Source organism: Oryzihumus leptocrescens (assembly GCF_006716205.1).
Lineage (GTDB): Bacteria > Actinomycetota > Actinomycetes > Actinomycetales > Dermatophilaceae > Oryzihumus > Oryzihumus leptocrescens.
On record NZ_VFOQ01000001.1, the window covers coordinates 963,093 to 976,289 of the forward strand.

Annotated in this window: 9 protein-coding genes; 4 read left to right on the forward strand and 5 right to left on the reverse strand. The window is 71.7% G+C overall.

The window, feature by feature from the left end:
• Nucleotides 1–7 precede the first annotated feature (7 nt).
• Complete coding sequence (locus FB474_RS20635) at nt 8–2,428, forward strand: zinc metalloprotease (protein WP_185746038.1); 2,421 nt, start codon at nt 8–10, stop codon at nt 2,426–2,428.
• Between the two features lie 322 nt (nt 2,429–2,750).
• On the opposite strand, the gene FB474_RS04550 is transcribed toward FB474_RS20635, so the two are convergent.
• The 5 genes from FB474_RS04550 to FB474_RS04570 all read right to left on the reverse strand — a co-directional run bounded on the left by FB474_RS04550 (nt 2,751) and on the right by FB474_RS04570 (nt 6,865).
• Complete coding sequence (locus tag FB474_RS04550; protein ID WP_141787572.1) at nt 2,751–3,383, reverse strand: hypothetical protein; 633 nt, start codon at nt 3,381–3,383, stop codon at nt 2,751–2,753.
• A complete protein-coding gene (locus FB474_RS04555) occupies nt 3,383–3,988 on the reverse strand; it encodes a hypothetical protein (protein ID WP_141787573.1) in 606 nt (201 codons plus the stop codon). Before FB474_RS04555 ends, FB474_RS04550 begins: the two co-directional genes overlap by 1 nt.
• The gene (locus tag FB474_RS04560; protein WP_141787574.1) at nt 3,985–5,145 is read right to left on the reverse strand and encodes a hypothetical protein; all 1,161 of its coding nucleotides are present in this window, start codon (nt 5,143–5,145) and stop codon (nt 3,985–3,987) included. Before FB474_RS04560 ends, FB474_RS04555 begins: the two co-directional genes overlap by 4 nt.
• Before the next feature lie 62 nt (nt 5,146–5,207).
• Entirely contained in the window at nt 5,208–6,569 is a 1,362-nt protein-coding gene (locus FB474_RS04565; protein ID WP_141787575.1) for a WXG100 family type VII secretion target, read from the reverse strand.
• Nucleotides 6,569–6,865: a hypothetical protein gene (locus tag FB474_RS04570; RefSeq protein WP_141787576.1), complete on the reverse strand. Its 297-nt coding sequence runs from the start codon at nt 6,863–6,865 to the stop codon at nt 6,569–6,571. Before FB474_RS04570 ends, FB474_RS04565 begins: the two co-directional genes overlap by 1 nt.
• A 251-nt stretch (nt 6,866–7,116) precedes the next feature.
• On the opposite strand from FB474_RS04570, the gene FB474_RS04575 reads away from it, so the two are divergent.
• The 3 genes from FB474_RS04575 to FB474_RS04585 are packed head-to-tail and all read left to right on the forward strand — an operon-like array spanning nt 7,117 to nt 13,186.
• Entirely contained in the window at nt 7,117–9,846 is a 2,730-nt protein-coding gene (locus FB474_RS04575) for a hypothetical protein (protein ID WP_141787577.1), read from the forward strand.
• Complete coding sequence (locus FB474_RS04580) at nt 9,843–11,129, forward strand: ABC transporter substrate-binding protein (protein ID WP_141787578.1); 1,287 nt, start codon at nt 9,843–9,845, stop codon at nt 11,127–11,129. The genes FB474_RS04575 and FB474_RS04580 overlap by 4 nt, the downstream gene beginning before the upstream one ends.
• 5 nt (nt 11,130–11,134) lie before the next feature.
• The gene (locus FB474_RS04585) at nt 11,135–13,186 is read left to right on the forward strand and encodes a serine/threonine-protein kinase (protein WP_141787579.1); all 2,052 of its coding nucleotides are present in this window, start codon (nt 11,135–11,137) and stop codon (nt 13,184–13,186) included.
• Nucleotides 13,187–13,197 lie beyond the last annotated feature (11 nt).

Genomic DNA, 13,197 nt, shown 5'->3' on the forward strand with positions numbered 1-13,197 from the left:
ATCTCGCGTGAGCCTGACCTCATCTGCCGGCAGGACGCCGGGGGCTGACGCAGCCGCGTCGGCTCCCGGCGCCCCCACGGTGGCCCCTTCCGCAGAGACCCAGCGCCCGCCCGCGCCCGCCGATGGCCTCGTGCTGCTCGGCGAGCAGCCCGGGTCGGGCTACCGCACACCACCCGCGCTGGTCAGGCGCGCTGACGGCCAGACGGTCCAGCTGACCAGGCTGCTCCACCTGGTGCTCGCGGCCGTGGACGGGACGCGCGGTTCCGCCGAGATCGCCGAGGCGGTCAGCACGGCATACGGGCGACGGGTGGCCGCGGACGACGTCCGCGTCCTCCTCGAGACCAAGCTGCGGCCGCTGGGGTTGCTTCGGGCCACCGACGGTTCAGATCCCGAGGTCACGAAGCCGAACCCGCTGCTGGCGCTGCGCTTTCGGTGGGTCGTCTCCGACCCGGCCGTCACCCGGCGGCTCACGGCGCCGTTCGCCGCGCTGTTCACGCCGCTCGTGGTCGCGGCCGTCCTCGTCGCGTTCACGCTCATCTCGGGCTGGGTGCTCCTCACCAAGGGCCTGGCCTCGGCCACGCATCAGGCCTTCGACCAGCCGCTGCTGCTGCTCGTCGTTTTCGCGATCACCATCTTCTCCGCCGGGTTCCACGAGTTCGGCCACGCCTCGGCCTGCCGCTACGGCGACGCGACGCCGGGAGCGATGGGCATGGGTCTCTACCTTGTGTGGCCCGCCTTCTACACCGACGTCAGCGACAGCTACCACCTCGGGCGCGCCGGGCGGCTGCGCGTCGACCTCGGTGGGCTCTACTTCAACGCCATCGTGGTCCTGGCGATGTTCGGAGCGTGGGCCTGGACCCGGTGGGACGCGCTCCTGCTGATCCTGGCCGCGCAGCTGCTGCAGATGGTGCGTCAGCTCGCGCCGATGGTGCGCTTCGACGGCTACCACATCCTGGCCGACCTCACCGGTGTGCCCGACCTCTACTCAAGGATCGGGCCGACCCTGCGCAGCCTGCTCCCCGGCCACTGGGACAACCCCCGGGCCCGGGAGCTCAGGCCGTGGGCTCGCGCGGTGGTCACGGCGTGGGTGCTGGTCATCGTCCCTCTCCTGCTGGTCACGCTCCTGCTCATGGTGCTCGCCCTACCGCGCGTGCTCGGCACGGCGTGGGCCAGTCTGGGCAAGCAGTCGCACGCCTTGACCATCGACTGGGCCGGTGGCGACGCCGCGGGTGTGGCCGTCCGGATGCTGGCGCTCCTCGCGGTGGCGCTACCGGTGTTCGGGTCCCTCTACATCCTCGGCCGGCTCGTCCGACGGACGACCACGTCCGTGTGGCGGGCGACGCGGGGGCGTCCGGGCCGGCGGGCTGTCGCGGCGGTGCTGGCCGGGACCCTGGTCGCCGGTCTGGCCTGGGCGTGGTGGCCCGATGCCAACCGCTACCGCCCGGTCGAGCGCTTCGAGCGCGGCACGATCCTGGACGTCTTCCCGGCCTCGAGCTTCGGCGGCCCCGGGCTACGCGACGGCCAGATCGCGAACGCTCCCCACACGGTGTGGGCCTCGACGGCCGCACCGCCGACCAGAGCTCACCCGCAGCTGGCCTTGGTGCTCGTCCCCAAACCCGGCGCTCCTGGGTCCCCGGCCGGGGCCAGCCCCACGTGGGTCTTTCCGTTCAACCACCCGGGACCCCCGGGCCGGGGCGACAACCAGGCGCTGGCCGTCAACACGACAGACGGGTCGACGGTCTACGACGTGGCCTTCGCGCTCGTCTGGGCCGACGGCGACAGTGTGACCAACCGAAACGAGGCCTACGCGTTCGCGAGCTGTTCCGGCTGCCGCACGGTCGCCGTCGCCTTCCAGGTCGTCCTGGTCGTGGGTGACGCCAACGTGGCGATCCCGCAGAACCTCTCCGGAGCGGTCAACTACTCCTGTGCCCGCTGCGTCACCTACGCGTTGGCGCAGCAGCTCGTCCTGACCGTGCCCGGTGACCTCAGTCCCGCGGCGCGCCAGCGCCTGGAGTCTCTCTGGCAACAGATCGAGACCTTCTCGTCCGGCATCCAGGGTGTGCCCCTCGACCAGATCCGTGAGCGGCTCCTCGCCTTCGAGGACCAGATCCGGACCCTGGTCGTGGACGAGGCCTCACCGGGCACCAGCCCGGGCACCGCACCCCCCGGCGCCACGACCCCCGGCGCCACGGGCACCGCGCCCCCCGGCGGGGGGACGGCGACGTCGACGTCAACCGTCGGCGCCGGCCCCGGACCGGTCCCTCCGTCGCAGACGGGCAACGCCGACCCGACCCCCACTGCCGGCGTGGGCGGGCCCGTGCCACCCACGACCGCCCCCGGGTCGGCACAACCGACAACGACGTCAGCGCCGTCGACTCCTTCGGCCTCGCCGTCCTCAGCGGAGCCGAGCGCCGACGTCACCCCGTGACGATCAGGACTCACTGCCTCATCAGGGGCGCCGTCTCGATTCCGCCGACTGGAAAGGATGTCTCGGCCGGCCTGTCCAGAAGACGGCTGCGGGCGAGTCCCCGTGCAGACGGCCCCAGACCGGGCGCGGCCAGCCACCGGTGAACCGCCGCGCTGACATGGCCACGAGTGTGCTGGCGCCAATGCTGGCAGCTGGGGGAGATGGTCCCGCCGAGTCTCGCAGCTCGCCCGCCGCGCGGGCCGCAGAGGGACATCGCGACGGCCCAGGCGCTTTCAGGCGGTCGTGGCAGAACCGTTCCGCGGTGGCGACGAAGCCACGCCGGTCACGGCCGACTGGTCGTGTCCTCGGCGGTGCCGTCGGCCCCCGGAACTGGCTGCAGGCTCGAGGCGATCGCGTCAAAGAGGACCACGAGCTCGCGGCGCACCGGCTCGGTGGAGGTCGTGAAGGCCATCACCAGCATCTCGTCGTCAGGCAACGCCACGACGTACTCGACGTGGGTCGAGGTGAACTCCGGGCCCTGCTGCTGGTCGTCGAGCCGACCCCGGGTGCGGCGTACGCGACGCAGTGCGAACCACTGCCCGACCTGGGTCTCCCCGACCTCCTCGACGCCGTCGCTGGCGCCGAGCACGTCGGTCAGCGTGTCAAGAAGGGAGGTGTCGTCCTGGATCGTGAGCGGGACGGTGATCAGGGTGGCCGAGACCGGCAGGCCGCGTATCGGCCGGGTCAGGGCGTGCACGTAGCGAGCCCCCGCCTCCGCGGCCTGGGCGGCCTGTCGCCGCAGCAGCGTGTCCAGCTCGATGCGGGCGTGAACCAGCTCGTCACGGGGCTTGCCGGCGAAGGCCTGGTCGATCAGCCGTTTGCTCGCCGCGCGGGCGGCCTCGGCCTCGGTCGGGATCGTGGTCCACCCGGGGGGCAGCAGAACCTGCCAGCCGGGTGCGGTCCTGGTGTCGTGCATCAGATTCCCCTCATGCCCGAGGCCAGCTCGTCGAGGCGGTCCCCGATCTCGTTGGCCTGGAGGAGGTCGTCGGCGTAGGCGGACATGACGAAGACGATGGAGTCCTCCAGTCGCGTCCAGAGCACGGTGTTGATCTGGTGGACCTGGTCTTCGGCCCCGACGCGGACGACGGGCCGGTAGCGAATGCTCCAGGCGTCTCCGGACAGGGTCTCCATCGGCTCCACCGTCGGGCTGCCGTGCTGCGGCTGCTCTCCGAGGACGACCCGGATGCAGTCGTCGACGGTGGAGCCGGGCTCGACCACGCTCGCGCGCAGCACCGCGGTCGCCCGGATGTCGATCCGGGCGGGGTCGGCGGTGAGCACCCAGGCGGCGCAGGTGATGATGCCCTGGTCGAACGCGTCCTGTGCCTGGGCCTGCAGCGTGGTCACGGTGCCCTGGGCGACTGACAGGTTGGCCTCGAGCTCGGACTCGGAGGCGGTGCCGTCGAACCGCCGGCGCAGGGACGCCACCGTCTCGGTGGGGTCCGCGTCGAGGGGGAGCGGCACCCAGTAGCGGTGGCCGGCGGACTCGATGACGTCGGCCGAGCCATCCACGGACCCGGTCATCGGCCCGCCTCGGGACGGCTGGCCGCGATGACCCGGCGGCGCCAGCGGCGGAAGGTCAGGTGGGTCCACGCCAGCGCGGCGAGCTCGAGGGCGGCGATCACCACGGCGACCACGCCCAGCGCGGGTCGGGGGCCGAGCTGGCCCAGGGACCCGCACAGGGTGAGGACCAGCGCGAAGAAGGTCCACAGCGGGGTCACGAAGCCGATGGCCGCATGCTCGGAGGCCAGCATCCCCACCCCGGGCTGGTGCTTCTTGTCGTAGGTCCAGCGCAGAGGCTCATGACCCGTGGCCAGCGGCAGCGGGGTCTGCTCGACGCGCAGGCCGGCCGCCTCGCAGGCGGCCCGCAGCTGGTCGACATGCTCCGGGGTGGGGCAGACCTGTGCCGTGTCGAGGAGGAGGTGGTCGCGCGGCAGGGCGTCGACCAGTCGGATGACGTCGGGGCCGATCAGGCAGGTGGTGACGCCGGCGTCGCTGAGTGGGCCACGGAGGCGTTTCTCGCAGCCGCCGTGCCAGAAGACGATGTCACGGGCGCCGAGCAGGAGCCGGGACGCGTACGGGCCGGTGACGCCGACCGGGTAGACGGTGTGGTCGGCGGGCTCGGGCGGGCTGGTGACCGCGGCCTGGAAACGCCTCTGCTCACGCACCAGCCAGCCGGCGAGCACCCCTCCGAGCACCAGCGAGATCATCAGCAGCAGGACCCCGGCAAGCTGGTCCCGGTTCGGCATCGCCAGGAAGCCGGCGACGCTGCCCAGCACCGCCAGCGCACCGCTGGCCACGGCCGCCGCCATCCCCGGGCCGCGCTCGGTCACCAGCACTCTCTTGACCGTCTCGCCGGTGAACGCCGGCTGCTCTTCCGGCTCGATCACCAGGCCGAGCCGTTTGGCGAGGCTCGTGGCGCCGGAGGTCTCCAGGCGGACTGTCGGCTCACCGGCCGAAGGGGCAAAAGGCATCACGAAGAAGGCCAGCAGCGGCCCGGCGTCACCGAGCAGGACGACCAGTCCGCAGTAGCGGGTGGCCAGATCGGCGTGGAAACCGAGCAGGGCGCGTGCCTGGTCGGCGGACAGCCACACAGCGCGGCGGACGTCGTCGGCCGCGAACTCCAGCCGGCGTCCGTGGCCGTGCGCCACGAGCCGTTCACCATCCAGCTTGATCGTCACTGCAGCCACGGTCGGCCTGGCCGCGCCGTTTCGATCCGGGACGTACAGCTCCCAGGTGTCCGTCAGTGCGTGGGGCGTAGGGACCACGGGTGGTTCTCCTCGAGGTAGCGTGTGACGTCCTCGACCTTGCCGGGGATTGAGGGTGCCGAGTAGGCGTTGACGACGTCGGTGGCCGTCGTGTTGCCGAGGTACAACCACATCTTCCGTTGCGCGTCCATGACCTGAATGAGCTCATCCCTCTCGAGATCGAAGCCCTTCATCGCCCGGACGAGCTGGTGGAGCCTGGCGATCTCCTTGTCCTGGTGCAGCAGCACGCTGAGTCGGCCGGGCTGGAGGTCCAGGGCGGCGAGCACGGGGCGGCTGGCGCCGTCGTAGGCCAGGTCACCGCCCTCCTTGATGCGCGCTGCCCACTGGGCCAGGCCGTTGCGGGGGTTGGCGATCCGCAGTGCGTTCTCGAGCTGGGTCAGGTTGCCCTCGGAGAGGCGGGCCAGGGCCGCGGAACGGCTGAGGGTGCCGAGCCGGGTGGCGATCGAGGGCACCAGGGCGCGCAGGCTCTCCAGGGCCTTGGGGACGGCGGTGAACGCCTTGAGCCCCGTGACCGAGAGAGCGACGTTGAGCACGTCCAGCCCGATCGTCGTCCAGGTCACGTCACCTTCGTCGGCGGTCTTCAGCAGGAGGTGACCCGCAAGGACCAGCGCCGCGACGACGAACGCGCCGACGAGGAGGACAAAGGGAGCGCCGATGGTGAGAACGAGGATGAGGATGACCGCGCCGAGGATGGTGCCGATCACCTCCAGTGCCTTGCAGAGGATCTCGATCACCTCGGCCCGGTCGCGGATCCAGCCCTTGACGTTGCCCCAGAAGCCGTCGTCCCAGACGTCGGCGGCGGCGTCGATGCGGCTCTTCGCCCGGTCGGCTGCGCTGTCGAGTGCGGACATCGCGTTCGCCATGTCCGAGCGTGCCCGGTCGAGCCGCTCCTGGGCCGCGTCACGCTGGGCGTCGGCGGCTTGCTGGTCCGCGATCTGCTCGGGGGTGGGATGGGGGCCGTGCGCGATGTCGCGGGTGTGCGCGCGCACTTCACGGTCGGCCTGCTCCGCGTCCTGGACGGCGGACCAGGTCCGCGAGCGCGCGACCGACACGTCGTCGGCCCAGTCCGCGAGCGCGGACGCCACCTTCTCGTAGCGGTCCACGACCTTGCCGAGATCGTCGAGCACGTCGCCGGCCTTGCTGGCGAAAGTGGTCGCAGCCTCGCCGCGCCAGCCGTCGAGGTGGCTGAGCCGCCGCAGGGTCTCCTCGGCGGTGGAGGCGTCCTGCGCGCGCTGGCGCATGTCGGAGACCACCGTGCGGACCTCCCACTCCGAGGCCGGCACAGGGTCGCTGCCGTGGCCGACCAGGTGCCACTCCGCGGAGCGCCGGCTGGACATCAGGCGCCCTTCACGGCGTCGCGGATCTTGCGTGCGAGGTCGGCGTCGGCCTGGGAGAAGCCCTCTGCGGCCTTGGCCGCCAGGTCACCCAGCTGGCCGAGCTTCTCCGCGAGGTGGTCGCGGTTGTCGTCCCAGTTGGTGCGGAAGTGGTCCATCGCGCCAACCACCCGGGCGTGCGCGAGCGCGCCGACGGAGAGGTCGGCGTGCCCGTCGACGGACTTCAGATCGTGGCTGAGCGTGTGCAGCTTGCTGCCGAGACCGTTGAGCTCGTCGACGGCATAGGACAGGTCACTCATGGCTCGTCATCTGGCGTGATTCCCCCCGGATCGTCACCGCGACGTCCCGACAGGCCGCGGTGAGAACGAAGCGTAGGTCAAGGACGGCAGCCAGGCGAGCAACATGCCGTAAATCCTCCATTTGCCACCACAAGGCCTGGCACCTCATTTACTCTCGTCTGGCTCGACGCCATCGAGCGAGGGGGCCGGACACGACGGTGTCCGATGACGCGAGGAAACAGATGAAGCTTTCGGGGGGCGCGTCTCGGCGCGTGAAGCTCTGTGCGCTGGCCGCGGTGGGCGCAGTGGTCGTCAGCGGGGTGGTCGTCCGACAGGCGGCGGCTGACAGCCCGCCGCAGCGCGTGCTGCAGTCGGTGCGCGTCGAGATGGGGCCGGACGGCACGATCTTCGGCATCCGCAGCACGAACGTGCGCAAGGTCGAGGGCCGGGCCTACACCAGTGACGAGCACGACTACGACCCGGCCAAAACCGTTCGGGACCTCCCGGTTCGTGTGGTCACGTCGTACCGCGCGGGCAACAGGAGCGGCTCCGACCTGCGCGACCTCCGTGGCTACACCGGCCCGCTGCAGATCGACCTCACCGTGCAGAACACCACGGTGCATCCCGAGCCGTTGTCGTACGACCAGGCCGGCGCCCGCCGCCAGCAGTACGCCCTGGTCGGCGTCCCCCTCACGGTCGTGGCGTCAGCAGACCTCGGCCCTGCCAGCCTGCGGCAGGTCGTGACCCAGTCCGACACGGGCGCTCCGGTCACCAACGGGGTCCTGAGCCAGACCAGCGAGGGTGTCGGGCACGTCCAGTGGGCCTCGCTGCTCGCGCCGCCGCAGCTCGCGCCCAGCGCCACCTTCTCCCTCGTGGAGGACGCCAAGAACTTCCAGGTGCCGTCCTTCGACCTCGGCGTCCAGCTCGGTCTGGCCACCGATGACTCGACCCGGAGTCTCGTGCACTCCGCCTTCGGCGACGGCGGCTCGAGCCAGCTGCGGCTGGAGTCCGACACGATCAAGCTCATTGGCCGAGTCGCCTCGGTGCTCGCCGATGCTGGCAGCCAGCTCAACTCCGTCAAGGAACAGCTGCACTTCTCGGCGGGCACCCTGGGCACCCGGACGGTGGGCGACCTGACGTCCAGCACACAGACCGTGGCCGCCTCCACCAAACAGCTCTCCGGTGAGCTCTCCGCCCTCGCCTCGGACCTGTCCGCCGCGCTGAACACCACCAACTCCGCGGCCGTCGCCCAGATGCGGGCGAGCGTCCAGGCGGTCCAGGCGCTGCTCGGCGACACCGCGAGCCCGCCCGCTGCCCCCACGGTCACCGGAAGCGGCTGCACCACGGAGGTGACCAACAAGCCGCAGGCCAACAGCGTCTACGGCCAGCTCAACGAGGTGATCACCCAGCTCAACGGCCTCAGCTCCGCGACCGGCCGGTGCAGCGACACCATCCGGGCGAGCCTGCTTGCCACCATCGGCTCGAACGACCCGACCACGTGCACCACCGTGACGAGTGCGATCTGCACGATCAGCTCCGCGGCCGACGTCCTGACCGGTGTGATGAGCTCGCTGCAGGCCGAGAGCGCCGACGCGGCCACACTGATCGACCAGAACGGCGTCACCAACGAGACCAACACGGCGTATGCCGCCCTGGCCACCACCATCTCCTCCCTCCAGTCGGCCGCGGCCGACCTGAAGACCAAGGGCAGCCAGAACGACGACTCGACCCAGGCGATCAAGGCCGAGCTCGACCGGATCCACGGGGAGGTCATCGCCGCGCAGGGCGCGCTCGACGCCCGCATCAACGACCTCGGCGACCGGCTCGCGGCACTGCATGCCGAGGCGGCCGCCGGGCTGCAGGAGATGGGCGCCGACCCGGCCGCCGCCGGCTCGATCCAGGCCCAGGCCGCCCAGCTCGGTGCGGCGATCTGCGACCTGCACAGCTCGGCCGACATCAGCGACCAGGCCGTGAAGCAGCTGCGCGACCTGACCACCGGCACGGACTGTGCCAACCAGGACATCCATGGTGCGGGCCCTGACCCGTTGGTCACCCGGCTGGGGGCGCAGGCGGCGAAGTGGAAGCAGCTCGCCGACGACACCGACCCGACCTCCTCGCCGATGGCGGCGGTGATCTCGCAGCTCGCCGGGCTCCGCACCTCCCTGGCCACCATCGCGACAGACCTCTCGAACCTGTCCAGCACGGTCAACGACAACGTCCAGGGCGGCATCAACCAGGTCGTCACCGCGATCGCTGGGCTCTACGACACCGACCCCGCCACGACCGACCCGGTCACCGCCCTCGGCGAGGCCATCGGGGGGATCACCGGCAGGCAGGCAGACCTCAAGTCCAAGATCACCGCGGCCTTCAACGGCTACCAGACCTCGGTCGGCGCCGAGCGGGACACGGTGCAGGCACAGATCCCGGTTGTCGACGCCCAGCGGCGGCTCTCCGAGACTGACATCTCGACCCTCTTCGCCACCGCGAGCGGCGGTCTGACGACCGCGGCCGACACCATCGCCCAGCGCGGAAAGGCCTCGATCGACGCCCAGAACGCGAACGTGGGGGCCCAGACGGTGCAGTTCCAGAAGCTGATGGACCGCTCCGTCAGCTCGGCGCTGACCTCGATCGACTCCAGCGTGAGGTCGTCCAACGCCGACCTGGGGACGGCCGAGAAGATCCTCACCGGGGACCTGCAGAACGTGCTCATCGATCTCGGGAGCCGGGGCGGCGCCGCGGGCGGCGGGCGCGGACTGCTGGGCATCATCCAGCAGCAGGAGGCCCAGACCCAGACGTCGACCGCGCGCCTCGGAACCGCCAACCAGGAGGCCTCCCAGTTCGGCAACGTGCGGGCCGAGGACCTCGGCGGGGTCTACCTGCAGCAGGCCCAGCTGCAGCGGGCTCTCGACCTGCAGGCCGCCTTCCCGGCCTTCACGCTGGACCTGCCCAACGGCAGCCAGCACGTCACCGTCTACTCCTTCCACGTGCGGGGTGTCCGATGAGAACTCGCCACGGGCTCCGCGTGCTGGCGGTCGCCCTGACGGCCGGACTGGCCGTCGCCGGCTGTACCTCCCCGTCGCAGAACACGTCCGCGAAGGCGCCGGACCCGGTGCGGCCCGAGGCAGTGAAGCTGGGAGCGCACCCGGTGCCCGCGAACACCCACATCGGGATCGTCGTGTCGCTGAAGTCGGCGCCCGGCCAGGGCTCGGAGTGGCTCGGCAACGCCGGCGGCGCCGAGGTGGCGGCATATCAGTACAAGCTCGGTGGCCGGGCCGTGACCCTCGATGTCGTCGACGACAAGGGCACCGCGGCCGGCGCCACCGCTGCACTGCGGACGCTCGCGGGCAAGGAGGTCGCCGGGATCGTGGCCGCGACCAGCGGCAGCCACCTCACCGACGCACTCGCGAAGGCGGCCACCCGCACCCCGGTGCTGCTGCCCTACGAGACCGACGCCGCCGGACTGCCCGACAACGTCTGGCTCACCGGCCCCGACTCCGGTCAGGTCGTCAAGACCCTGCGAACGGTGCTGGCCCAGCGAAACCTCCGCCGGCCGTTCGTGGTGACCACCGACCAGCAGCCGCTGCCTGGCCTCGACGGCGCCCAGAGCGGCACCTTAGGCCCGCAGTCCGGTGGCGACGCGCTCCGGGCCGGGATCGAGAAGGCGGCCAGGAGTGGCCTGGTCGACTCCGTGGTCGTTGCGGCCCCAGCCGAGGCACAGGCCTCTCTCGTGGCCGCGCTGCAGGGCACCAAGCTCGACCTCCCGGTCCTGCTCGGCGCCGACGCGGTCAGCCCGGTGTTCGCCGACTCCCTCGCTCAGCACGGCTCCCTCGCCGGCGAGCTGACCACCGTCGGCCTCGACGCCGGCGACGTCACCGCGTTGGGCTCGGACGACCACGCCGACCGGGCCGCGAGCTTCTTCGCCGCCCTGCGCATCGTCGCGGGCGACCCGCAGGTCCAAGACCTGTTCGGGCAGGCCACGTTCGCCGACCAGGCCGGCGTGGCCGACATTCGCAGCCACGACGCCGTGGTGTCGCTGGTCCGGGCCGTTGCCACCGCCGGCAGCACGGCACCCGACAAGGTCCTCGCCGCGCTCTCCGGTCTGCGGGTCACCGGCTCCGACGGCCTCGCCGGACCCGACCTCGACTTCCGCCTGCACAGCGCGGTCGCCGATCAGGACGTGCACGTGCTCCACGCGACCTCGCAGAACCCGAGCGTGCGACCGAGTGCCGTCGGCAGCCCGCTGAAGCTGTTCTGGTTCGCCGAGCCGTCCCACGAGGAGAGCTGAGGGTCATGGTGGCCGTGGGCCGGGCGCTGGGGAGCAACTACGAGCTGAGGTCGCTGCTCGGGTCCGGCGCGATGGGTGACGTCTGGGTGGCCATCGACCGGTCCACGGGCGCCGAGGTCGCAGCCAAGGTGCTCAAGAGCGAGTACAGCCAGAACCCCGACATCATCGCCCGATTCATCCAGGAGCGATCGATCCTGCTCGGCCTCGAGCATCCCAATATCGTGCGCGTGCGCGACCTGGTCGTGGAACGCGACTCCCTCGCGATCGTCATGGACCTCGTCGACGGCACTGACCTGCGCGGGGCCCTGCGCCAGGAGGGCACCCTCGCCCCGACGACAGCGGTCCGGGTGGCGGCGTACGTGCTCGAAGGGCTGGCGGCGGCGCACTCCCAGGGGGCCCTGCACCGCGACGTCAAGCCCGACAACGTGCTCCTGGTCCGCGACTGGCGCGAGCTCGGGCCCGACGCCGTCCGGCTCTCCGACTTCAGCATCGCCCGGCTCGCGCAGGAGTCGACCGTGCAGGCCACCGGCCTTCTCGGGACCCCGGAGTACATGCCGCCGGAGCTCTTCGAGAGCGGCACCTCCAGTGCCGCCTCCGACGTGTACGCCGCCGGCGTGCTCCTCTACCAGCTGCTCGCCGGCCGGACCCCGTTCGCGGGCCCCGGGACCGCCTTCACGATCGGCAACCGCGCGGTCACCATGGAGGCGCCCGCGCTCGACCTGCCCGGTCCGCTGTGGCAGCTGCTGTCCTCGCTGCTCTCCAAGGATCCGCGCCGCCGGCCCAAGGCGAGCACCGCCGCGCAGACCCTGCGCGAGCTGGCTCCCGCCCTGGTCGACGTGCCACCGCTCCCCGCCCAGCCGACCCCCGACTCCTGGCGCCGCAGCGGCGGCGCAGGCCTGGTGCGCGAGCCCATCCGCCCGGTCGACGCCCCGGCGGCCTTCGACGTCGGCGGCACCAACCTCGACGTCTCGTTCGCCGCCGAGGAGCCGCGCGCCGAGCGCGAAGGCGGCGTCCGCGCGTTGGTCCCCGGCCCCGCGGCGGCACTCGACGCGGGGGTGACCAACGTCGGCGGCCTCCCGCGCGAGTACGTCGCCCCCGAGCTCACCCCGTCCGTCGACGCACCGACCGCCGATGGGCGGCGCCGGCTGCGCACCCCCATGTACGTCGGGGGAGCGCTCGTCCTCGTCGCGGCGATCGTGATCGCCGTCGTGCTCCTTCGAGGCGGCGGCCACGGCGGGGTCGACCCGGCCGCCACTGCGGGCGCGGCGTCGCGCAGCAGCCGGGTCGACGCGCTCCGCCAGGACCAGACCGTTCCGGGCACCGGCCTCGAGCTGGCTCGCGAGGCCACGTACGACACGAAGAGCCGCAGCGTCGAGATGACCGTCCACCTCAAGGCCGACCGGGTGGCGCTACAGGGTCCGGTGCTGCAGGTGATCCCGCTGCCGCAGGGCGGCGAGCAGTGCCCGTTGGTGGCGTGGGACGGCGCGTCGGTGACCAAGGACTCGGCGTTGGTCAGTGGGATCACCGCGCCGTGCGCCTACCGCCTCGACGTGCCGCAGATCCCGGCCGGGCAGACGGTCTCGGTCAAGGCCACGCTCCCGCTCACGCTCAAGGGCGACCCCGAGAAGGCCCTCGGGGACTGGCTCGACCAGGTGGCGAACGCCACGAGCCAGGCCCTGCAGCAGACCGGCCCCAACAACACCGCGTACGCCATCCAGCGGCTGGAGTCGGTCGAGGTCAAGGCTCCCGACTTCGCGACCACGCGGACCGGGCAGCTGCGGGTCGTGCTCTACCCGCGATGGGTGGGCTCCGGGGTCGACACCCAGCACGTGCTCTACGACAGCACTGAGGGCGACACCACCGACCTGCTCGACGAGGTTGCCGGCGGTCTCGCCGGCGTGCGTCTCACCGACGGCTGCAACGGCGCCGTGTCGATCCGCAAGGGGTTGTTCGTCTCGGTGCTGCACCAGTCCGACTCCTGCGAGATCGACGCGACCGTCGGGAACCTGACCGATCTGCGGAGCAACACCTTTCAGATCGCCGGACTGGGCGGATAGGTAGGACTCGA